Consider the following 20847-nt stretch of genomic DNA (forward strand, 5'->3'; position numbering starts at 1 on the left):
TAAATAAACTCTTAGTGTGATTGAGGTGGGTGCATCGTGGACTTCGCCCTGACCGACGAACAGGAGATGCTGCGCGCGACCGCGCGCCGGTTCGTCGACGACGTCTGCCCGGCCGAGCGGGCCAAGGAGTGGGACGAGCGGTCCACCGTCCCGCCCGAGCTGTTCGAGGGCATGGCGGATCTCGGCTGGTTCGCGCTCCCCTTCGCCGAGGAGGAGGGCGGCGACGGCGGCGGACCGCTGGAGCTGATCCTCATCGCCGAGGAGCTGGGCCGGGCGAGCTTCGACGTCGCGATGTGCTACATCGGCGTGCTGATCCCCGGGCTCACCGTGTTCCGGTGGGGCAACGAGGCGCAGCGGGCCTTCATCCGCGAACAGGTCATGACCGGGCGGCACCGGCTCGCCGTCGGGCTCAGCGAGCCCGACACCGGCTCGGACGCGGCGGCGCTCCGCACGCAGGCCGACGACCGGGGAGACCACTACCTGGTCAACGGCCAGAAGGCCTGGTGCACCGGCGGCGGGCTGCCCGACACCACGATCGCGACCTACGTGCGCACCGGCCCGCGCGAGCCCAAGCACGGCGGGATCAGCCTGCTCCTGGTCGACCCCGCGTCCGACGGCGTCGAGGTCAGGCGCACGCCCACGCTCGCCCGGCACATCCTGGGCACCAACGAGGTCTTCTTCAACGACGCCGTCGTGCCGAAGGAGAACCTGGTCGGACCGCAGGACGAGGGCTGGAAGGTGATGCTCTCCAACATCGAACTGGAGAAGGTCATCATCTCCGGCGGCTACCTGGGCGCGGCCCAGGCCACGCTGGACGAGATGCTGGAGTACTCCCGCGAGCGGCACGCGTTCGGCCGGCCGATCGGGACCTTCCAGTCCCTGGCCCACGCCATGGCCGACCTGCAGACCGAGATCGACTCCGCGCGCCTGCTCGCCTACCGGGCCGCCTGGCTCCTGGCGCAGGGCAGGCCGTGCACCCGGGAGGGGTCCATGGCCAAGCTGAAGGGCTCGGAGACCTACGTCAACGCGGCGCGGCTGGGCATGCAGGTGTGCGCCGGGCACGGGTTCTCCACCGAGAGCGTCATGAGCTTCCGCTACCGGGAGTCGATCGTCGCCACGATCTCGGGCGGGACCAGCCAGATCCAGCGCAACGGGATCGCCCGCAGCATGGGCCTGCGCACGTACTGAGCACGCGTATTGACACCACGGGCCGACACCACGGGCCGACCGGCCGAAGCAGCCACCCGGGAGGGGCGCACCATGAGCGATCCGATCGACCGTACGATCGTGGACCCTTCGGCCGCCGGGGTCGATCCCGGCAAGCTGGAGGCGCTGCTGAACCGGGTCAGGCCGGAGGTCGAGCACGGGCCGCTGCCGTCGGCCCAGCTGGCCGTCGCCCGCGGGGGCCGCCTGGTGGCGTTCGAGACCTGGGGCGACGCCGATCCCGGCACCCGGTACATCCTGCAGTCCGTGGGCCGGTCCGTGGTGGCGGGCGTGGTGTGGAAGCTGCTGGGGGAGGGGCTGCTGCGCCTCGACGAGCGCGTCGCCGAGATCATCCCCGAGTTCGCGCCGAACGGGAAGGAGGCGGTGACGGTCGAGCACGTCCTCACCCACACCGCCGGCTTCCCGTTCGCGCCGCTCGGCCACCCCAGGATGCGCGACCGCGACCGGCGGCTCGCCGCCTTCGGCCGCTGGCGGCTGGACTACCCGCCCGGCACCCGGTTCCAGTTCCATCTGACCTCGGCCGCGTGGCTGATCGCCGAGATCGTCGAACGGCGCACGGGCCGGCGGTTCGCGGACTACCTGCACGAGCGGGTCGCGGGGCCGCTCGGGCTGCGCAGCCTGGAGCTGGGCGTGCCGGTCGAGCGCCAGAAGGACACCGTCGCCCCGATGATCGCCACCGACCGCACCGGCGAGGACCAGGAGCCCGACCCCTGGGGCGCCTGGTACCTGTCCGACCCCGACGTCCTCGCCGCGGGCGAACCCAGCCACTCCCTCGTCGGCACGGCCGCGGACGTCGCGCTGTTCTACCAGGCCCTGGAGCACTCCGGGCTGTGGCGGCGCGAGGCGGTCGAGGAGGGCAGGCGGATGCGCTTCGCCGAGCGTCCCGCGGGCGACGAGCTCTACGGCGGCGGCAGCAAGCGCGTCGGGATGGGCCTGTTCGTGACGGTCGCCGGCCCCGACGCCGGCGGCAACCTGCCCTCGACCGGCTCGCCCGCCCTCTACGGCAACAGCGGGGCCGCCTACCAGCTGGCCTTCTTGGACCCGGAGACGGGCCTGTCGTTCGCCTGGCTGTGCAACGGCTACCCGCTGGCCGGATACGACCTCTCACCCTGGGGGACCGCTCTGCTGACCGAGGTCGCCGACCTGGCCGCGGACCTCCTCTGAGCGGTTCAGCAGCCCCTCCCGCAGCACATGCTTGCGGATCTTGCCCGAGGCGGTCAGCGGGAAGCCCTCGACGAAGTCCCACACCCGCGGGACCTTGAACGCCGCGAGCCGGGACCGGGCGAAGAACTCCAGCTCGCCGGGCCCGGCGGCGGCCCCCGGAACGAGCCGGACGAAGGCCGCCACCTTCTCGCCGAGCCGCTCGTCGGGCAGGCCGACGACCGCCGCGTCCGCGACGGCGTCATGCGCCAGCAGTGCCTCCTCCACCTCGCGCGGATAGATGTTCTCCCCGCCCCGGATGATCACTTCCCTGCTGCGGCCGTGGACGCGCAGCACACCGCCGGCGTCCATGCTGCAGATGTCGCCGGTGCGCAGCCAGCCGTCGGCGCCGAGGGTCCGCGCGGTCTCCTCGGGACGGGCGTGGTAGCCCGTCATGTTCAGCGGCGAGCGGATCAGCAGCTCGCCGTGCTCGCCGAGCTCCGCCGTCTCGCCGGAGCCGAGGCGGGCGATGCGGGCCTCGCGGTGGGCGCAGGGCCGTCCCAGCGTCTCGGCCTTGGTCACATCGTCGTCGGACAGGCCGGTGGACGTCGCGTAGGGGCTCTCGGACTGCCCGTAGGCGATGGCCAGCCGTGCGCCCAGTCCGTCCTCAAGGCGCCGGATGAGTTCGGGCGGCACGGTCGAGCCCCCGCCGCAGACCACGCGCAGGCTGCTCAGATCGCGCGTGCGGAGGTCGGGGCAGGCCAGGATGTCGGTCATCATCGTGGGGACGAGCCCGAGGATCGTGGCCCGCGACCGCTCGACCAGCCGCAGGACGGTCGCGGCGTCGAACGAGGGGGCCAGGACGTAGGTGCCGCCGACCGAGGCGGCGGTGAGCACGGCGCAGACCGAGGCGCCGACGTGGTTGAGCGGAAGCGGGCTGCAGTAGATCTCGTGGGAGCCGGGCTCGTGCAGCGCGGCCATGCCGAAACGGCCGCTGTTCACGCACGCCAGATGGCTGAGCACCGCCCCCTTGGGGGTTCCGGTGGTGCCGGAGGTGTACTGGATGAGGAACGGCGAGCCGGGCGCGGGCGAGGGCAGGGCGCCCGGCTCCGGCCGCGGAGCGGAACGCCGGGCGTCCATGCCGAGGACCGGGCACGGTGCCGGGAGCTCCGCGGCCAGCGCCGTGGCGCGTTCTCGCAGCGCCCTCCCGCGGAAGGTCTCGGCCGCCAGGAGCAGCCGGGCGCCGGAGTCGCGGAGCTGGTGGGCGGCCTCGGCATCGGTGAGCGCGGTGTTGACCGGCACCAGCGGCGTGCCGGCCAGCGCCGCCCCGTACTCCAGCACCACCCAGTCGGCCGAGTTCGCCGACCAGACGGCGACGGGATCGCCGGGGGAGACGCGTCCGAGGATGAGCCCGGCCGCGCGTTCGGCCGACTCCAGCAGCTCCCGCCAGGTCATCTCGCGGAGCTCCTCCCCCTCCGGCCACATCAGGGCGGCTCGGCCCGCGTGCAGGGCGGCCATGTCGCGGAGCAGGGCGCCGACCGTCGTCTCCCAGAGGGGCTCCTCCTCGTCCGCCGGACGGTGCGCGATCGTCAAGGGCGCCGGGTCTTCGCTCTTCGGCATGGCAGTGCCCTCCTGGAGCGGTCACAGACCCAGCGAGCGGCCGACGATCTCCTGCATGATCTCCGACGTGCCGCCGAACACGCGCTGGACGCGGTTGTCGCGCCAGATGCGGGCGATCTCGTACTCGTTGACGTAGCCGTAGCCGCCGAAGAGCTGCATGCAGCGGTCGATGACCCCCCACGCGGTCTCCGACGTCCAGTACTTGGCGGCCGCCGCGTCCTCGGCGGTCAGGTGCCCCTCCACCAGGGCCATGGTGCAGCCGTCGACGTAGACCCGGGCCGCGTCGAGCTTGGCGCGCGCGTCGGCGAGCGCGAACCTGGTGGCCTGGAAGCCGCCGATCGTCTGCCCGAAGGCGGTGCGCTCGCCCGCGTACGCCAGAGCGATCTTGAAGGCGCGCTCGGCCGCGGCGAGCGAGGAGACGGCGATGGCCAGCCGCTCGGTGGGCAGGTTGCCCATCATGTGGTAGAAGCCGCGGCCCTCCTGCCCGATCAGGTTCTCGGCCGGGACCCGCACCCCCCGGAAGAACAGCTCGGAGGTGTCCTGCGCCTTCATGCCGACCTTGTCGAGCTTGCGGCCGCGCTCGAACCCCTCGGCGCCGCGCTCCACGACGATCAGGCTGATGCCCTTGTGCCCGGCCTCGGGGTCGGTCTTGCAGGCGACCACCACCAGGTCCGCGAGGATCCCGTTGGTGATGAAGGTCTTGGAGCCGTCGATCACCCAGTCGCCGCCGTCGCGGCGCGCGGTGGTGCGGATGCCCTTCAGGTCCGACCCGGCGCCCGGCTCGGACAGCGCGAGCGCGCAGATGGTCTCGCCGCTGACGACGCCGGGCAGCCAGCGGGCCTTCTGCCCGTCGGTGGTGAGGTTCATCAGGTACGGGGGGATGACGTCGTTCTGGAGTCCCAGCCCGATGCCCACCGAACCGGTCGCGGCCATCTCCTCGGCCATGATCGCGTTGTAGCGGAAGTCGCGGACGCCCTGGCCGCCGTACTCCTCGGGGAACTCCCAGCCGATCAGCCCGGCCTTGCCGGCGGCCGTCCACGCCTCCCTGGTGACCTGGCCCGCGCGCTCCCACTCCTCGGTGCGGGGAGCGCACTCGCGCTCGAAGTAGGCGCGGGCGGTCTCGCGGAACAGGTCGTGTTCCGCGGTGAAGATCGTTCGACGCATCTGCTGCCTCCGGGACGCAGGGGAAACCGGCCTCCGCGGCCACTGGCCGCACAGGGTGACGATAGATTAGTGTATATAGCTAAATGATTCATAGACGCTTCCGGTAGCGGCTGAAGGGCCGTCGTGAAAGGACCAGACACATGTCGGTGATCAGGCTCCCGGTCGAACCCGGGCACATGCTCACGTTCGCCCGCGCCGTCGGCGACCACGATCCGGCCTACGAGGCCGAGCTGGCCGACCCGGAGGCGCACGCGGTCGCGCCGCCCACCTTCGTCATGGCCTCGGCGCACTTCGACGACGACCACCCCCTGCGGCCCAAGCCCGGCGAGGAGTGGTTCGGGTCCGGCGCGGGCCCGGGGACGGCCCGGGAGGGCGGCGGCGGCCTGCACGCCGAGCAGCACTTCGAGTACCACCGGCCGGTGCGCGCGGGCGACGTGCTGACGGCCGAGACCCGGCCGGGACGCGCCTGGGAGAAGAAGGGCCGGGCCGGCCTCCTGCGCTTCACCGAGACGATCACCGAGTACCGGGACGCCGGCGGCGACCTCGTGGTCACGGCCCGCTCGGTGGGCGTGGTGCCCGAGGGGCCGGTGTCCGGCCCCTCCGCCGGCGGCGGAAAGGGAGGGAACTGATGGCCGTCTCCAGGGATGAGATCAAGGTCGGCGAGACCCGTGAGCGCGTCGTCGCCGAGGATCTGAAGCGCACGCAGATCGTGCAGTACGCCGGGGCGTCCGGGGACTTCAACCCCCTGCACACCGACCAGGAGTTCGCGGTCGGGAGCGCCGGCTACCCCGGCGTGTTCGCGCACGGGATGCTGACGATGGGCATGACGGGACGCGTGCTCACCGAATGGTTCGGCAGGGAGAACCTGCTGCGGTTCGGCGTCCGCTTCAAGGCCCAGGTGTGGCCCGGGGACACGCTCACCGTCACCGCGACCGTCGAGGACATCACCGCCGGCGACCACGGCCCCGTGGCCGAGGTGTCGCTGCGCACCGTCAACCAGGACGGCGTCGAGGTGGTCGCGGGCACGGCGGCGGCCAGGCTCGACGGCCCGGCCTGACCACGTGGCGACGCGAAGCGGGGAGACGACGATGACCGACATCCGTTCCGAGGCGGAGGCCCGAGACGCCGGCGAGGAGCCGGTCATTCTCAGCGAGCTGACCGATGACGGCGTGCTCGTGCTGACCCTCAACCGGCCCGACCGGCACAACGCGTGGACGCTCGAGATGGAGCTGCTCTACAACGAGCTGTTCGACCGCGCCGAGTCCGACCCGGACGTGCGCGCGGTCGTGCTCACCGGCGCCGGCCGCAGCTTCTGCCCGGGCATGGACATGAGCGTGCTGGACGCCGCCTCGTCCGGGGCGAAGCCGTACCCGACCCACCGGCTTCCGCCGCGCACGCGCCCGCTCGGCTGCTCCAAGCCCGTGATCGCCGCGGTGAACGGCGGCTGCGCGGGCATCGGGTTCAACCAGGCGCTGATGTGCGATGTGCGCTTCGCCGTGCCGCGCGCCAAGTTCGCCGCGGCCTTCAGCCGCCGGGGGCTGGTCGCCGAGGACGGCGTCGCGTGGGTCCTGCCGCGCGTCGTGGGATACGGGCACGCGAGCGACCTGCTGCTGTCGTCCCGCCCGGTGACCGGCACCGAGGCCCTGGCGATGGGACTGGTCAACCGCCTCCTGGAGCCGGCGGACCTGCTGCCGGCGGCGCTGGAGTACGCGGGCGAGCTCGCCCGCCAGAGCAGCCCGTACGCCATGTCGCTGATCAAGCGGCAGTTGCGGGACGACCAGGACCGCGGGTTCTCCGAAGGCCACCGGGAGGCCCTGGCACTGCTGTTGGAGGCCAGGAAGGCGCCCGACTACCGCGAGGGGGTGCGCAGCTTCATCGAACGGCGGCCGCCTCGGTTCGCCGGCCTCGGCGAGGAAGCGCGCCCGGCCGACGGGGAGAAGGCCGGATGAGCGGCGGCACGCGGCTGGAAGGGAAGGTCGCGCTCGTCACCGGGGCGGGGCAGGGCGTGGGACGCGGTGTCGCGCTGGCCCTGGCCGAGGAGGGCGCCGCGGTGGTCGTCACCGGCCGCACGGAGAGCAAGCTCCGCGCGGTCGTGGCCGAGATCGCGGAGCGGGGGGCCAGGGCCCATGCCGTGAGCGGGGACGTGGGGCGGCGCGAGGACGTCGAACGGATGGTCGCCGAGTGCCTCGCGGCCTTCGGGAGGCTCGACGTCCTGGTCAACAACGCCCAGTCCTCGGTCCAGCGGCTGCTGGAGGACACCACCGACGAGGACATCGACCTCGCCTACCGCACCGGTCCGCTGGCGACCTTCCACGCCATGCGGGCGGCACTGCCCCATCTCCGCGAGGAGGGCGGCAGCATCGTCAACTTCGGCTCCTCCACCGCGGTGCTGGGCGATCCCGCGTTCGGCTCGTACGCGATGGCCAAGGAGGCGATCCGGGGTCTCACCCGGACGGCGGCCCGCGAGTGGGGGCGGTACGGCATCCGGGTCAACACCGTCTGCCCCGCCGCCCTGAGCCCGGCCGCCGCCGAGTACCGCGACGCCGATCCGGAACGCTTCGAGAAGGTCATCCGGCAGATCCCGCTGGGGCGCATGGGGGATCCGGAGCCGGACATCGGACGCGCCGTCGCGGCCCTGGTCAGCGATGACCTGTCCTACCTGACGGGCGCGACGCTGATGCTCGACGGCGGCCGCACGATCCTGGGCTGAGCCCGATGCGCCACCGGACCCCGGCCGCTCCCGTGGCCGGGGTCCGTCGTGTCTCTGGACGGCCGCGGGGCGATCGGTCACTCCCCGCGGTCCAGGGCCGCCTGCGCGAAGAGGTTCAGGCGGGACCGGACGCGGCGTTCGAGGAACTCTCCGAGGACGCGGTCGAAGACGGCGTTGTCGTCTCCGGCGACCATGTGGTGGGCGCCCTGGACGTTGCTGAACTCCGCGTGCGGCACCAGCTCGAGGAAGCGCCGGGAGTCGGCGACGCTGAGCACGTCGGACTCGCCGCCCCGCACCAGCAGCGTCGGCACCCGCAGCGACATCGCCGCGGCGCCGAGCCGCGCGGGGTCGATGAGCCTGTCGCGCTGGACGGCCTCGTCTTCGCTGCTCCTGAGGAACGCCGGATCCCAGTGCCAGAAGAATCGGCCGTTCTCCTCGCGGAGGTTCTTGCGCAGCCCCTCGACGTTGCGGGGACGCGGCCGGTGCGACAGGTAGGCCGACACGGCGTCGGCGGCCTCCTCCAGGGAGGCGAAGCCTTCGGACCCGCTGCGCATGAACGCGCCGATGCGGCCGGTGCCCTTGGGCTGCAGGAACGGCGACACGTCCACCAGGATCAGGCCGAGCGCCAGCTCGGGGTGGTGCCCGAGGGCCGCCAGGGAGGAGTTGCCACCCAGGGACGCTCCGACCAGGACGGGAGGGCGCCCGAGGAACTCGGCGATCCGCACGACGTCGGTCGCGAACCTGTCGAGCCCGTACCGCCCGTCCGGCGACCAGCCGCTCTCGCCGTGGCCGCGCAGGTCCACGGCGAGCGTGTACCAGCCGGACCCGGCCAGGTCCCGGGCGGTGGCGCGCCAGGAGTGCCGGGTCTGACCGCCGCCGTGCAGCAGCACGACCGGCGGATCGGCCGGGTCTCCATGCGCGTCCGCGACCAGCGTGACCTTGTCGTCGCATTCGATCCTGAGCGTCGCCGCCTGCCCTGTGCCCACCGGGCGTCTCCTTCTGCCGTGGATGTACGTCCCCGACTGCTACAGCTATCACCGTAAGAAAATGATTAAATTAGTTTACTCTATCAACGGTTGGATCGACACGAGATCGGAGCGGATGCCATGCTGCTGCAGGGCAAGGTCGCGTTCATCACCGGTGCGGCGCGCGGACAGGGGCGCAGCCATGCCGTCCGGCTGGCGCGGGAGGGCGCCGCGATCATCGCGGTGGACGTCTGCGCGCCCGTTTCGGCCGACAACGGCTACCCCGCGTCCGGCCCGGCCGATCTGGAGGAGACCGTCCGGCTCGTCGAAGCGGAGGGCGCCCCGATCGTGGCGCACGAGGCCGACGTCCGCGACTCCGCGGCGCTCGGGGCCGTGCTGAAGGAGGCCGTCGCGCGGCTGGACGGCCGGCTCGACGTGGTCGTGGCCAACGCGGGCATCTGCAACTGGGGCCGGTTCTGGGAGATCTCGGACGAGCAGTGGCGGACGATGATCGACGTCAATCTGACCGGGGTGTGGCGGACGCTGAAGGCGGCCGTGCCGCACATGATCGAGGCGGGCAACGGAGGGTCGATCATCACCGTCAGCTCGGTCGCGGGCATCAAGTCCCTGCCGGGCCAGGGGCATTACAGCGCCGCCAAGCACGGCGTCGTGGGACTGACCAAGTCCGCGGCCGCCGAACTCGGCGAGTACGGGATCCGGGTCAACTCGGTGCACCCCTGGGGCGTGCTGACCCCGATGGGAGAGGACGCGAACGTGCACGAGGTGCTCTCCCGGCATCCCTCCTACGGGGCGTCGTTCGCCAGCCTGCTGCCCGACCTCCCCATCGCCGAGCCCCGCGACATCTCCGACGGGGTGCTCTGGCTGGCGTCCGACCTGTCCCGGTCGGTCACCGGAACCCAGCTGACCCTGGACATGGGGGCCACCAAGGTCTGAGCGTCCTCCGTTGATCGCTCAGTCCGACAGGCCGAGCAGGTCGATGGCGGCGACCACCATCGCGGCGGGGTCGCCGCTCCCGTCGGAACGCACCCACTGGTTCCAGCCGACGATCGCGGCGCTGGAGACGGCCGCGGCGACCACCGCCGGGCGGATGTCACCGCCGGCCGCGCCGACGCGGCGGCCCAGTTCCGCCGGGACCGACTCGTCGAGGACCGTCTCTCCCAGATCCCTGGCCCAGAGGTCGGGCGCGGCCACCAGCACGCGGGCCACCGCGTGCACCCTGGGCCGGTCACCGGGCTCGACGCGGGACGTCTGCTCGTAGGCCGCGCGGAGCGCGGTGACGGGTCCCTCGCCCTCGGGCCGCGCCTTGAGCGCCTGGACGAGGCCCTGGCGCAGCGAGCCGCGGTAGCGCCCCAGCACCTCGTCCTTGGTCGGGAAGTAGCGGAAGAAGGTGCGCTGCGACATCCCGGCCGCTTCGGCGATCTCGTCCACGGACACCGCGTCGTAGCCGCGCTCCAGGAACAGCCGGATGGCGATCCGGGCCACCTCGTCCTGGACGAGGCGCCTGCGCCGGGTGCGGAAGTCCTCGGCGGGGCCGCCGGCATCCGGAGCCGGATCGGTGTCCAGCCCGCCGCCGGCGGGGCGATCGGGGAGCATGACGCCTCCTGGCATGCGTGGTCGTGGTGGATCAGCATGGCACGTTCCGTGCGTCGATCCCTTGACGATGTCAGTGGCCGACTCTATTGTCAGCCACTGTCACCGACAAGCCGGCCCTGGAGGGCGCTCATGACCGGATCGGCCGCCGCCGCGGCGAGCACGCCGCTGCAACTCGATGCCACCGCTCTCGCGGGCTGGCTCGGCGGGCGCCTGGGCGAACCGGGTGCGCCGCTGACCGTGACCCGGATAGGGACGGCCACCGGCATCGGGAACGCCCTGTTCGAGCTGCGCCTGGGGGAGGACTCCTACGTCCTGCGCAGACCGCCCGCGGTGCTGAACGACGCGAGCGCCTCGAACATGGTCCGCGAGTGGCGGATCCTCACCGCGCTGGAGGGCACGCCCGTCCCGCATCCGGCGCCGCGCCTGCTCTGCGAGGACCCCGAGGTGATCGGCGCGCCGTTCCTGGTGATGGACAAGATCACCGGCTTCACGCCCGGTTTCGAGATGCCGGAACCGTTCGGATCGGACCCGGCCCTCCGGCGAGGGCTGGCGGAGGCCTACGTGGACGCGCTCGTCGACCTGGCCGAGGTCGACTGGCGCGCGCGGGGACTGGAGGGGCTGGGCAAGCCGGAGGGCTTCCTGGAACGGCAGGTGCCGCGATGGCTGGCCCAGCTCGACCGGTACCGGACGCGGGACCTGCCGGAGCTGGACTTCGTCACCGGCTGGCTGGAGCGCAACCGCCCGGCCGGCAGTGCTCCCGCCCTCATCCACGGCGACTACAGCCCGTTCAACGTCATGGTCGCCCCGGCCCCTCCGCCGCGGCTCGCCGCGGTCATCGACTGGGACACCGGCACGATCGGCGACCCGCTGCTGGACATCGGCCACCTGGTGGCGCGCTGGACCGACCCGGGCGAGGAGCTGGTCCTGACCGCGCTGCCCGGCCGGCCGGACGGCGACCCCACCCGTGCCGAACTCGTCGCGCGCTACGCGCGGCGGTCGGGGCGCGACCTCTCCGCTCTGCCGTACTACGCGTGCCTGGCCCTGTTCAAACTCGGCGTGATCCTGGAGGGCACCTACGCGCGGGAGGCGCGGCGGGGCGTGCCGGAGGAGAAGAACAGCATGGCCGTGATGGTCCCGCGGCTGATGGTCGCCGCGGCGCGGTTCGCCCGTGGCGAGCGGGGGCTGTGATGGGCGGACCGGGCCGCGGGCTCTACCGGCGGACTTTCTGAGGAGGAACGGTCATGTGGGAGTTCTACACCGAGCCTGAGTTCGCTTCCCGTCTGGAGTGGATGCGCGAGTTCGTCCAGGAGGAGGTCGCACCGCTGGAGGTGCTCTGGCCGCACCACCACCACCGGGTTCCGCCGCCCTGGTTGAAGAAGGTGATCGACCCGCTCAAGGACGAGGTCCGCCGGCGCGGGCTGTGGGCCTGCCACCTCGGCCCCGAACTGGGCGGCCAGGGGTTCGGCCAGGTCAAGCTCAGCCTGATGAACGAGATCCTGGCGCCCTACCAGTGGGGGCCCACGATCTTCGGCGTCCAGGGCCCCGACACCGGCAACGCCGAGGTCCTGGCGCACTACGGGACGGCCGCGCAGAAGGAGCGGTACCTGCGGCCGCTGCTGGCCGGGGAGTTGTTCTCGGCGTTCTCGATGACCGAGCCGCACGGCGGCTCGGACCCCACCGGGTTCCGGTGCCGCGCGGTCCGCGACGGCGACGGCTGGGTCATCGACGGGGAGAAGTTCTTCACCTCCAACTCCGAGCAGGCGGCGTTCCTCATCGTCATGGCGGTGACCGACCCCGACGCCGCCCCGCACCGCCGGATGTCGATGTTCCTGGTCCCCCGCGAGACCCCCGGCATCGAGACCGTCCGCCCGACCCGGTACATGGGCGAGCCCGCCGAGGCGATCGACCACGCGCTGCTGCGCTACAACGGCGTGCGGGTGACCGCCGACGCCCTGCTCGGCGAGCCCGGCCAGGGTTTCGAGATCGCCCAGACCCGCCTGTCCGGCGGGCGCGTCCACCATGCCATGCGCGCCGTCGGGCAGGCCCGGTACGCCTTCGACATGGCCTGCGAGCGGGTCCTGAGCCGGACCACCCGGGGCCGCTCGCTGGCCGACCAGCAGCTCGTCCAGCAGGCGATCACCGACAGCTACGCCCAGATCGAGCAGTTCCGGCTGTTCGTGCTGCGCACCGCGTGGCGGATCGACCAGGGGCAGGGCTACACCCCCGAGGTCCGGCGTGACATCGCCGTGGCGAAGGTCCTCTCGGCGAGGGTCGCGCACGATGTCGTGCACCGCGCGATGCATCTGCACGGAGCCCTGGGAGTGTCCGACGAGATGCCGTTCTCGACGCTGTGGCAGCTGACCCCGGGCTACGGCATCTGGGACGGTCCGACCGAGGTGCACCTGTCGACCGCCGCGCGGCTGATCCTGCGCGAGCGGGAGCCGGCGCCGGGCGACTGGCCCACCCAGTGGCTGCCCGCCCGCGTCGCGGCGGCCCGCGAGAAGCACGCCGAGGCCCTCGCGTCCCAGGCCGCCGAGGCGCGAGAGGCCGGGGTGTGAGCGGAAGCTCGGGGGCGCTCGGTGGGCGGCGTCGGCCCGATCGGTCCAGATATCCGGCCCGCAGGTAGCCGTGGACCGTCCAGACGAGGGTCCACAGCGCCGCCTCCGCGTCGACGCCGGGCCCCAGCGCCGAGCGGATCAGCTCGCACCACCAGGGTGATGAGCTGGGAAAACGCCTCTTTGTGCGGTACAGGGCGGGGTGAACGGCCGACGGTTCCGGTGTCCGCCGGCGGGTGACGATCGCGCGGGGCCGGCCGGGGTCCCTGACGGGCCGGCGACGCCGATGGGCGATGATGGCCCGTGATGGACTCTCCTCCGCCGAGATCGCGGCGCAGCCCGTCGACGGTCCGGGCCCTGGTGCTGCGGGCCGCGCGGGACCTGTTCGCCGAGCACGGGTACGCCCGGGTCTCCACCCGGCAGATCGCGCAGCGGGCGGGCGTCACCCAGGCGCAGGTCTTCCGGCATTTCGGTTCCAAGGCCGCCCTGTTCGTGGAGGCGGCCTACCAGCCGTTCCACGACTTCGTCGCCGGCTACGTCCGCCGCTGGGCCGAGCAGGGGCACGGCGCGGACAGTTCCGCCCACGACACCGAGGTCTTCGTCGACGGCCTGTACCGGCTCCTCCTGGAGAACCGCGCGCTGCTGGGAGCGATGTCGGGGGCGGCCGCCGAGGACGCGCCGGAACTGGCCGCCGCGACGGCGTCGTTCCTGCGCGAGGTCTTCGACCGCCTGCAGAGCGAGGTCGCGCTCGAGAGCGGGGCCAAGGGCGGCACGACCATGGAGCCCGCCTACGCGGTGCGGTTCGCCTTCGCGCTGATCTTCGGCGTGTCCGTTCTCGACCAGGCGCTGTTCCCGGCCGAGGACCGGCCGGGACGCGCACGGATCGTCGAGGAGATGTCCGGCTTCATCCTGCGCGGGGCCTCGATCCCGGAAGCCTGACCCGCGACCCGGATCCGAGGTCCCGGAAGATAGCAGCGATATCTTGACGCCCCTCGCTGAGCCTGGCAGTGTGACCTATCACGCAATCATTCAGCTATTTCAATTGATTTGTCGGCAGGGATGCCATCCCTGCCGGCGCCCGGAAGGAGCTGAGGCGTATGCGGGTCACGGTGGATCGCACCCGATGCCAGGGGCACGCGCTCTGCGTGATGAACGCGCCGGACCTGTTCGATCTGGACGACGAGGGACGCGCCGGCGTCCTGGCCGATCCGGTGCCCCGGGACCTGGGCACGGCGGCGCGGGAGGCGACGGGCGGATGCCCGGAGCAGGCCATCGCGATCGAGCCCCGGACCGAGGAGACACGAGCATGAAGGACGAGCCGGCCTTCCCCATCTTCTGCGCCGCGCACGAACTCGACTCCTGGGACGAGCGGCGTCCGCAGGCGGCCTTCACCGAGCTGGCGGGGAGCGGCTGCCCGGTGCGCCGCGACGGCACGCTCGTCGTGGCCGCCCGGCAGGAGGTCGCCGACTTCCTGCGCCATCCGGCGGTCCGCGCCACCGACGGCGTGCACTTCAACCTCGGCGGCAAGCGCCCGCTGATCCCCCTGGACCTGGACGGCGACGTCCACCGCAAGTACCGCAGGCTGCTGGACCCGCTGTTCACGCCCAAGCGCGTCGCGCGGCTGGAACCGGTGATCCGGGCCCGCACCAACGAGCTGATCGACGCCTTCGCGGACGAGGGCTCCGCCGACCTGATGCCCGCCCTGTGCGGGCCGCTGCCCACCCACCTGTTCATCGACCTGCTCGGACTGCCCACGGCGGACCTTCCCGTCTTCCTGCGGTTCAAGGAGGCCGTCGTCCGGCCGCAAGGGGCGACCGAGGAGGAGCAGCAGGCCGGCATGCGCGCCGCCGGCGACCGGATGTACGCCTACCTGGAGGCCGTGCTGGCCGAACGCCGCGCGCAACCGCCCCGCGACGACCTGATCGGCGGCTTCCTGACCACCGAGCACGACGGCCGGCGGCTCACCGACCAGGAGATCATCGACGTCTGCTACCTGCTGGTGATCGCGGGACTGGACACCGTCACCTCCGCGCTGTCCTGCCTGCTGGCCTGGTTCGCCGAGCATCCGGCCGAACGCCGGCGGGTGGTCGCCGACCCCGGGCTGCTGCCCCGGGTGGTGGAGGAGCTGATGCGCTTCGAGTCGCCGGTGCCCCTGGCCCACCGGTGGGTGACCGAGGACATCGAGGTCGGCGGCCGCAGCTTCCCCGCCGGGTCGAAGGTCGAGGTGGTCTGGGCCGCGGCGAACGCCGACCCGGCCGCGTTCCCCGACCCGCTCACCGTCGACTTCGCCCGCCCGCGCAACGCGCACGTCGGCTTCGCGGCCGGCCCGCACCGGTGCCTCGGCTCGAACCTGGCCCGCCTCGAACTGCGGCTGGCGATCGAGGAGTTCCACCGGCGCGTCCCCGACTACGAGATCACCCCGGGCGACCGGGTCGTCTACACCAACCACGGCGTGCGCGGCGCGATCCGCCTGCCGATCACCTTCCCGGTCCGCTGAGCCGGGCGGAATGACGAGGAGAAGCAGTATGAGCGGACGGCTGGACGGCAAGGTCGTCCTGATCAACGGAGCCGGATCGGGCCTGGGGCGGGAGAGCGCGCTGCTGTTCGCCGCCGAGGGCGCGGCGGTGGTGGTCACCGACCTGATCCCCGAACGCGTCGACCGCGTCGTCGACGAGGTGACCGCCGCCGGCGGTCAGGCCGTGGGGGCCAAGGCGGACGTGCGCGAGCCGCAGGACAGCGTCGACGCGGTCGCACTGGCCGTGGACACCTACGGGCGGCTCGACGTGCTGATGTGCTCGGCCGGGGTGCCCGAGGAAGGGTTCGGCACGCTGGCGTTCGAGGAGATCTCCGTCGAGGGCTTCACCTCGATGCTGGCGACCAACCTGACCGGCGTCTTCCTCGCCGCCCGCGCCGCGGTCCCGGTGATGAAACGGCAGCGGCGCGGCACCATCCTCGCCGTCTCCTCCATGGCCGGCTACGTGGCCTACCCGGGCTTCCCCGGCTACGCCGCGGCCAAGCACGGCGTCAACGGGCTGGTGAAGGGCATGTCACTGTCACTCGGCGGTGACGGCATCCGGGTCAACGCGCTGTGCCCGGCGCACGGAATGAGCGCCAACTTCGCGATGCCGCCCGATGCCGAGGTGCTCGGGAAGAGCTACGAGCAGATGCAGCCGTGGGACGCCGCCGCGACCTCGATCCCGCTGAAGCTCGACCGTCCGCCGACGCTGCGCGACAACGCCAACGCCGCGCTGTTCCTGGTCTCGGACGAGTCGGCGTACATCTCCGGGGTGTGCCTGCCCGCGACCGACGGCGGCAACCTCGCCCGGACCTCGATCATCTTCCCCGGCGACCTGGGCGGCGACGCCGGCGTGCTGCCGCCCCGGCTGGCGGAGGAGATCAGCGAGGCCTGACGAGGCCACACCGGCCTGGACCTGTCGGAACGGCCTCAGGTACCGCGCTCATCAGCCCGGGTCCGAGGACGCCCCGGTGCCCAGGGGCGTCCTCGGACGGTCGGTATGGTCTACGGCCTCGCTCTGCCGATGCCGGTGAGCCAGTCGCCGAGCGCGTCGTCGCTGAGCGCCGGTTCGATGGGGCCGCGGTCGGCGCCCGGAGCCAGGCCGTTGAGGAGCAGTTCCAGGTAGCGGCGGGCCATCGGCGGGCCGAGCGTCCTGTCGGTGTGTGCGAGCCGGCTGAACATGAGGATCAGCAGCGGTACGTCGGTGGCCCGGAAGTCCGCGCGGAGGGCGCCTTCGGCCTTGGCGCGCTCGATGAGATCGGTGAGCGGCGGCTCGATGCGGGCGCGCAGCCGGTCGAAGCGGGTGCGGTCGGTGTCGACGGTGTAGAGGAATTCGTGCAGGCCGCGGTCGTCGGCCTGTTGCAGCAGGCTGCGGCGCAGGAACTCGCGGAGCCCGTCCCAGGCCGAGGGGCGCCGCCGGCACTCGTCCAGAAGCTCGGTGCCGGCATCGAGGCGCCGTTCGAAGACCGCTTCCAGGAGCGCGGTCTTGGAGTGGAATCCCCGGTAGACGGTGCCGACGCCGACCCCGGCGCTGGCCGCCACCTCCTCGAGGGTGGCGCTGAGGCCGCGCTCGGCGAACACCCGCTCGGCGGCGGTCAGCACCCGCTCCCGGTTGCGCAGCGCGTCGCGGCGCGGGGCACGCGGGGAGGAGGTCGGCATGCCGGAACTCTATCTCGCTCCGACAAAGCGGAATGAGTGCCTCCGGATAGTGTTAGCATCGGTCGACGCGTTGCTCGTCGAGGAGGCCGTATGGCACAGATCGTCGGGTCGGGCGCCCGGGTCGCCGGACGCCGGGCGGAACGGCTCGTCCTGCGGCTGCTCGGGGTCACCCGGGCCCGCCCGGACTACACGATCTCTCCGGTGCGGGTGCCGATGCGCGACGGCGTCGAGCTCGCCGCGGATCTGTACAGGCCGTCCACCGAGCCGCTGGGGACCCTCCTGGTCCGCGGCCCCTACGGGAGGTCCCTGCCGTTCTCGCTGCTCATGGCCCGGATCTTCGCCGCACGCGGGTACCGCGTGCTGTTCGTCAGCAGCCGGGGCACGTTCGGCTCCGGCGGCGAGTTCGACCCGATGCGCGACGAGGCCGCCGACGGTCAGGACGTGGTCGCCTGGATGCGCGAGCAACCCTGGTTCAGCGGTACCTTCGGCACCCTCGGCGGCTCATACCTGGGGCACACCCAGTGGGCGCTGCTGGCCGACCCGCCGCCGGAGCTGGCCGCCGCGGTGATCTCGGTCGGGCCGCATGACTTCAGCCGGCATGCCTGGGGAACCGGGGCGTTCAACCTGGACCTGCTGGAGTGGAGCGACGGGATCGCCCACCAGGAGGAGGCGCGCGGGCTGCGCGCCGCGGTGCACCGGGCGCGGAGCCGCGGCAGGCTGCGGCCCGTCCTGGACGCCCTCCCGCTGGCCGACGCGGCCGAGGCGCACTTCGCCGGCGGGGCACCGTGGTACCGCCACCGGGTCACCCGCCCCGACCTCACCGACCCCTACTGGAAGCCGATGCAGCACGCCGCGGCCTTGGAGCGTACGAGCGTGCCGGTGCTGCTGATCAGCGGCTGGCAGGACCTGTTCCTGGACCAGACCGTGGAGCAGTACACCCGGCTGCACGAACGCGGCGTCGACGTCGCACTCACCATCGGCCCGTGGACGCACATCCAGGTCATGTCCAAGGGCGCGCGGACCACCACCGCGCAGACCCTGGACTGGCTCGACGAGCACATCGCCGGCCGCGGCGGGCGCCGCCGGCCCGCGCCCGTGCGGATCCACGTCACTGGTGCCGGCCAGTGGCGTGACCTGCCCGCCTGGCCGCCGCCCGGCACCGCCCAGACCCTGCACCTGCACCACGGGGGCGACCTGCTCGCCTCCGCCCCCGCCGGGGACGCCGCCTCGACGTTCACCTTCGACCCCGCGGATCCGACGCCCACCTTCGGCGGGCCGATCCTCGCCGGCGGCGGCATGGTCGATGACGGCAGGCTCGCCGCCCGCCCCGACGTGCTCGCCTTCACCAGCGACCCGTTGGAGCACGACCTGGAGGTGCTCGGCGGCCCGGAGGTCGAGCTGGCGCATTCCACCGACAACCCGCACGCCGACCTGTTCGTCCGGCTCAGTGAGGTGGACGCCAAGGGCCGCTCGCGCAACGTCACCGAGGCCTATCAGCGGCTGGCCCCGGACCGCGAGCCCGGACCGGTGCGCTTGGCCCTGCGCCACACCGCGCACCGCTTCCGCGCGGGCCACCGGCTGCGGCTGCTGGTCGCCGGCGGGTCACACCCGCAGTTCGCCCGCAACCTGGGCACCGGCGAGAACCCCGGCACCGGCTCCACGCTCAAACCCGCGACGCACACCATCCGCCACGGCGACGGCGAACCGTCCCGGCTTGTGCTGCCCGTCGCCGGCAACTGAACAGGACCGCCCCCATGGCACTGACGCTGGAACCCGCGTTCACCCTCACCGTCGAGGTCGGCGAGCCGCGCGAGGTCGGCAGGACCCACGCCGGCTACCGCAGGGTGATACCCATCCTCGGCGGTAGCGTCGACGGCCCCGCGCTCACCGGCACCGTGCTGCCCGGCGGCGCCGACTGGAACGTCGTGCGCCCCGACGGCGCGGTGCATGTCTGGGCCCGCTACGAGATCCGTTCCGCGGACGGCGCGGTGATCTCCGTGATCAACGAGGGACTCGGATACTTCGACACCCCGGCCGGCGGCGTGTCGATGCCCACCCGTCCCGTCTTCGAGGTGCCCGAAGGCGGCCCCACCTGGCTCGCGACCGGCTTCTTCCTAGGGGAACTACGGGTGGGAAGCGAGGCGGGGCAGGTGAGCATCGAGGTGAGCCGCGTCCTCGCCATCTAGGCCCGGTTCGCGGACCTCGCCTTCGGAGATCTCTGGGGCTGCCCACGAAGGGGCCGGTAGTCGTCGCCCGCCCCGGGGCCCGGGTTGAGTACCGCGGCAGCACCATGGAAGGGTGCAGATCTCACGGGCCTCCAGGCACGCGGCGGGGACCAGGCACCGTGGTGCAGCCGAACTTTCGATGGGACGAGGACGATATGGCGCCGACGACCACCGAGGCCGCGGCCCGCGCACAGTTGCTGCGGCACTTCGTCCGGACACTCCGGGCCCTCCCGGCCGGCTCGGCGCTGGCGCGACGACATCCCGATCTTCCGAAGGCCGGCCTCCATGGTGGCATCACCTCCGCTGTCGATGCCGATGATCCTGATCACCTGGCATTCTTCGACATCGCGTACTGGGTGATCGGCGCCACCCCCCAGAACTCCGACCGGTATTTCGAGCTGGTGCTGGATGCCTGGCGAGAAAAGGGCTGGCCGACGCGAACCGATAGGGATACCAGCCCGCGCGCGGGCTATACCCGAACCACCGATGGGTTCGGAATCTCGGTCCGGCAGAGTGTGGACGGTTATCTCAGCGTGTCCGGAACGACGCCTCTTTTCGGAGCGGACTCGGACAAGGGCCGCCCCCTCCCGCCCCGTATCGATCACCCTTCCGAAGGCTGAGTTGACGGGAAGCGTCCAGCACCTCGGACTTACAGCGTTGGTGGGCCCCGACCAGCGCGGCTTTGTCAGGGGCTGCCGGGGGAGCTGCCGGGCGGAGCGGTCGTGCCTTCATGGGGTGCGGTGAAGGCTGAGGTGATCCAGGCCTGGCACGCCTCGCGCACCTGGCCCTTGCCGGCCGGAGGGGAGTCGAGGAGGCTTGCCGCCAAGCCCCGAATGAGTGCCTGCAGCAGTATCGCCCCGATCGAGGGGTCGATGTCCGTCCGGACGGAGCCGTCGCGCTGGCCCTGTTCGATCATTGCGGTCCAGCCGTCGTGGCTGCGCTGGTCGGCGTCGAGCATGCCCTTCGGTGACGCCTCCGCCGGAAAGGTGGCGCCCCACATGACGATCAGAGCGCGGTCCTCGCTGGTGGGGTTCTCGAACCGCTCCAGGTAGGTGTCGACCGTGCTTCGCAGGAGTTCGAGACCTGGGATGTCCCCGACGAGACGCCCACTTCGTGTGACGGCCGCGGTCATCGCGTCGTTGATCGTGTTCTGCGCCCGCTGTGCGAGCCGGGCCATGAGCGCGTCCTTCGACCCGAAGTGGTGGCTCGCGAGGCCGCGGCTCGCCCCGGCGCGGTCGCTGATGCCGGCCAGCGAGGCGCGTTCGATGCCGCGCTCGGCCACCAGATCGGCGGCCGCCTCGAGCAGGGCCTCCTCGGAGTCGTTCCTTCGCTCGACCTGAGTCCGACGTTGGGGTGCGGCCGGGTTCATGACGGCAGAGTACTGGGTTCGCTGTCCACGGTGCTCGGCTCCAAGTTACTTGTTCAACGCTCAACAAGTATGTTAGCTTGCGCTGCG

At 72.3% G+C, this 20847-nt stretch carries 22 protein-coding genes; 16 read left to right on the forward strand and 6 right to left on the reverse strand.

Annotation, left to right across the window (positions count from 1 at the left end):
- Positions 1-36: 36 nt before the first annotated feature.
- A complete protein-coding gene (locus ACFPZN_RS20040; protein ID WP_378283554.1) occupies positions 37-1188 on the forward strand; it encodes an acyl-CoA dehydrogenase family protein in 1152 nt (383 codons plus the stop codon).
- A gap of 72 nt (positions 1189-1260) precedes the next feature.
- Positions 1261-2388, forward strand: coding sequence for a serine hydrolase domain-containing protein (locus ACFPZN_RS20045; RefSeq protein WP_378283555.1), 1128 nt, complete (start codon positions 1261-1263; stop codon positions 2386-2388).
- Here ACFPZN_RS20045 and ACFPZN_RS20050 read toward each other — a convergent pair.
- Positions 2329-3984 (reverse strand): class I adenylate-forming enzyme family protein, encoded by a 1656-nt coding sequence (locus ACFPZN_RS20050; protein WP_378283556.1) that lies wholly within the window; start codon positions 3982-3984, stop codon positions 2329-2331. The two genes, ACFPZN_RS20045 and ACFPZN_RS20050, sit on opposite strands and share 60 nt — an antisense overlap.
- A 21-nt stretch (positions 3985-4005) precedes the next feature.
- The gene (locus ACFPZN_RS20055) at positions 4006-5148 is read right to left on the reverse strand and encodes an acyl-CoA dehydrogenase family protein (RefSeq protein WP_378283557.1); all 1143 of its coding nucleotides are present in this window, start codon (positions 5146-5148) and stop codon (positions 4006-4008) included.
- A 140-nt stretch (positions 5149-5288) separates the two neighbouring features.
- On the opposite strand from ACFPZN_RS20055, the gene ACFPZN_RS20060 reads away from it, so the two are divergent.
- Genes ACFPZN_RS20060 through ACFPZN_RS20075 form a run of 4 tightly spaced genes read left to right on the forward strand, consistent with a single transcriptional unit; the run spans position 5289 to position 7858 of the window.
- A complete protein-coding gene (locus ACFPZN_RS20060; protein WP_378283558.1) occupies positions 5289-5777 on the forward strand; it encodes an FAS1-like dehydratase domain-containing protein in 489 nt (162 codons plus the stop codon).
- Positions 5777-6205: a MaoC family dehydratase gene (locus ACFPZN_RS20065; protein ID WP_378283559.1), complete on the forward strand. Its 429-nt coding sequence runs from the start codon at positions 5777-5779 to the stop codon at positions 6203-6205. The genes ACFPZN_RS20060 and ACFPZN_RS20065 overlap by 1 nt, the downstream gene beginning before the upstream one ends.
- A 31-nt stretch (positions 6206-6236) precedes the next feature.
- A complete protein-coding gene (locus tag ACFPZN_RS20070) occupies positions 6237-7097 on the forward strand; it encodes an enoyl-CoA hydratase-related protein (protein WP_378283560.1) in 861 nt (286 codons plus the stop codon).
- Positions 7094-7858 carry an SDR family NAD(P)-dependent oxidoreductase gene (locus ACFPZN_RS20075; RefSeq protein WP_378283561.1) on the forward strand — a complete coding sequence of 255 codons (765 nt, stop codon included), beginning with the start codon at positions 7094-7096 and terminating at the stop codon, positions 7856-7858. The genes ACFPZN_RS20070 and ACFPZN_RS20075 overlap by 4 nt, the downstream gene beginning before the upstream one ends.
- A gap of 77 nt (positions 7859-7935) precedes the next feature.
- On the opposite strand, the gene ACFPZN_RS20080 is transcribed toward ACFPZN_RS20075, so the two are convergent.
- Complete coding sequence (locus tag ACFPZN_RS20080) at positions 7936-8844, reverse strand: alpha/beta fold hydrolase (protein ID WP_378283562.1); 909 nt, start codon at positions 8842-8844, stop codon at positions 7936-7938.
- A 90-nt stretch (positions 8845-8934) separates the two neighbouring features.
- On the opposite strand from ACFPZN_RS20080, the gene ACFPZN_RS20085 reads away from it, so the two are divergent.
- Entirely contained in the window at positions 8935-9777 is an 843-nt protein-coding gene (locus ACFPZN_RS20085) for a mycofactocin-coupled SDR family oxidoreductase (RefSeq protein ID WP_378283563.1), read from the forward strand.
- 18 nt (positions 9778-9795) lie between these two features.
- Here the strand turns inward: ACFPZN_RS20085 and ACFPZN_RS20090 are convergent, their stop codons facing one another.
- A complete protein-coding gene (locus ACFPZN_RS20090) occupies positions 9796-10437 on the reverse strand; it encodes a TetR family transcriptional regulator (protein ID WP_378283564.1) in 642 nt (213 codons plus the stop codon).
- 129 nt (positions 10438-10566) lie between these two features.
- On the opposite strand from ACFPZN_RS20090, the gene ACFPZN_RS20095 reads away from it, so the two are divergent.
- The 6 genes from ACFPZN_RS20095 (at position 10567) to ACFPZN_RS20120 (ending at position 16402) form a co-directional block, all read left to right on the forward strand.
- Positions 10567-11625, forward strand: a complete 1059-nt coding sequence (locus ACFPZN_RS20095; RefSeq protein ID WP_378283565.1) for a phosphotransferase family protein — start codon at positions 10567-10569, stop codon at positions 11623-11625.
- A 53-nt stretch (positions 11626-11678) separates the two neighbouring features.
- Positions 11679-12995, forward strand: coding sequence for an acyl-CoA dehydrogenase family protein (locus tag ACFPZN_RS20100; RefSeq protein ID WP_378283566.1), 1317 nt, complete (start codon positions 11679-11681; stop codon positions 12993-12995).
- A 303-nt stretch (positions 12996-13298) separates the two neighbouring features.
- Complete coding sequence (locus ACFPZN_RS20105; RefSeq protein ID WP_378283567.1) at positions 13299-13931, forward strand: TetR/AcrR family transcriptional regulator; 633 nt, start codon at positions 13299-13301, stop codon at positions 13929-13931.
- Between the two features lie 158 nt (positions 13932-14089).
- Positions 14090-14302, forward strand: coding sequence for a ferredoxin (locus ACFPZN_RS20110; RefSeq protein WP_378283568.1), 213 nt, complete (start codon positions 14090-14092; stop codon positions 14300-14302).
- Positions 14299-15489 carry a cytochrome P450 gene (locus ACFPZN_RS20115; protein WP_378283570.1) on the forward strand — a complete coding sequence of 397 codons (1191 nt, stop codon included), beginning with the start codon at positions 14299-14301 and terminating at the stop codon, positions 15487-15489. The genes ACFPZN_RS20110 and ACFPZN_RS20115 overlap by 4 nt, the downstream gene beginning before the upstream one ends.
- Before the next feature lie 28 nt (positions 15490-15517).
- Complete coding sequence (locus tag ACFPZN_RS20120; protein WP_378283571.1) at positions 15518-16402, forward strand: SDR family NAD(P)-dependent oxidoreductase; 885 nt, start codon at positions 15518-15520, stop codon at positions 16400-16402.
- Positions 16403-16512: 110 nt separating this feature from the next.
- On the opposite strand, the gene ACFPZN_RS20125 is transcribed toward ACFPZN_RS20120, so the two are convergent.
- Positions 16513-17166, reverse strand: coding sequence for a TetR/AcrR family transcriptional regulator (locus tag ACFPZN_RS20125; RefSeq protein WP_378283572.1), 654 nt, complete (start codon positions 17164-17166; stop codon positions 16513-16515).
- A 90-nt stretch (positions 17167-17256) separates the two neighbouring features.
- Between ACFPZN_RS20125 and ACFPZN_RS20130 the strand changes: the two genes are divergently transcribed.
- The 3 genes from ACFPZN_RS20130 to ACFPZN_RS20140 all read left to right on the forward strand — a co-directional run bounded on the left by ACFPZN_RS20130 (position 17257) and on the right by ACFPZN_RS20140 (position 20011).
- Positions 17257-18906, forward strand: a complete 1650-nt coding sequence (locus tag ACFPZN_RS20130) for a CocE/NonD family hydrolase (RefSeq protein ID WP_378283573.1) — start codon at positions 17257-17259, stop codon at positions 18904-18906.
- 14 nt (positions 18907-18920) lie between these two features.
- The gene (locus ACFPZN_RS20135) at positions 18921-19352 is read left to right on the forward strand and encodes a DUF3237 family protein (protein WP_378283574.1); all 432 of its coding nucleotides are present in this window, start codon (positions 18921-18923) and stop codon (positions 19350-19352) included.
- 158 nt (positions 19353-19510) lie between these two features.
- On the forward strand, positions 19511-20011 hold the full coding sequence (locus tag ACFPZN_RS20140) for a hypothetical protein (RefSeq protein WP_378283575.1): 501 nt from the start codon (positions 19511-19513) through the stop codon (positions 20009-20011).
- A gap of 65 nt (positions 20012-20076) precedes the next feature.
- Here ACFPZN_RS20140 and ACFPZN_RS20145 read toward each other — a convergent pair whose 3' ends face one another.
- On the reverse strand, positions 20077-20760 hold the full coding sequence (locus ACFPZN_RS20145; protein ID WP_378283576.1) for a TetR/AcrR family transcriptional regulator: 684 nt from the start codon (positions 20758-20760) through the stop codon (positions 20077-20079).
- Positions 20761-20847: the final 87 nt, after the last annotated feature.

Source organism: Actinomadura rugatobispora, from assembly GCF_042656285.1.
In the GTDB taxonomy this organism is placed as follows: Bacteria; Actinomycetota; Actinomycetes; order Streptosporangiales; family Streptosporangiaceae; genus Spirillospora; species Spirillospora rugatobispora.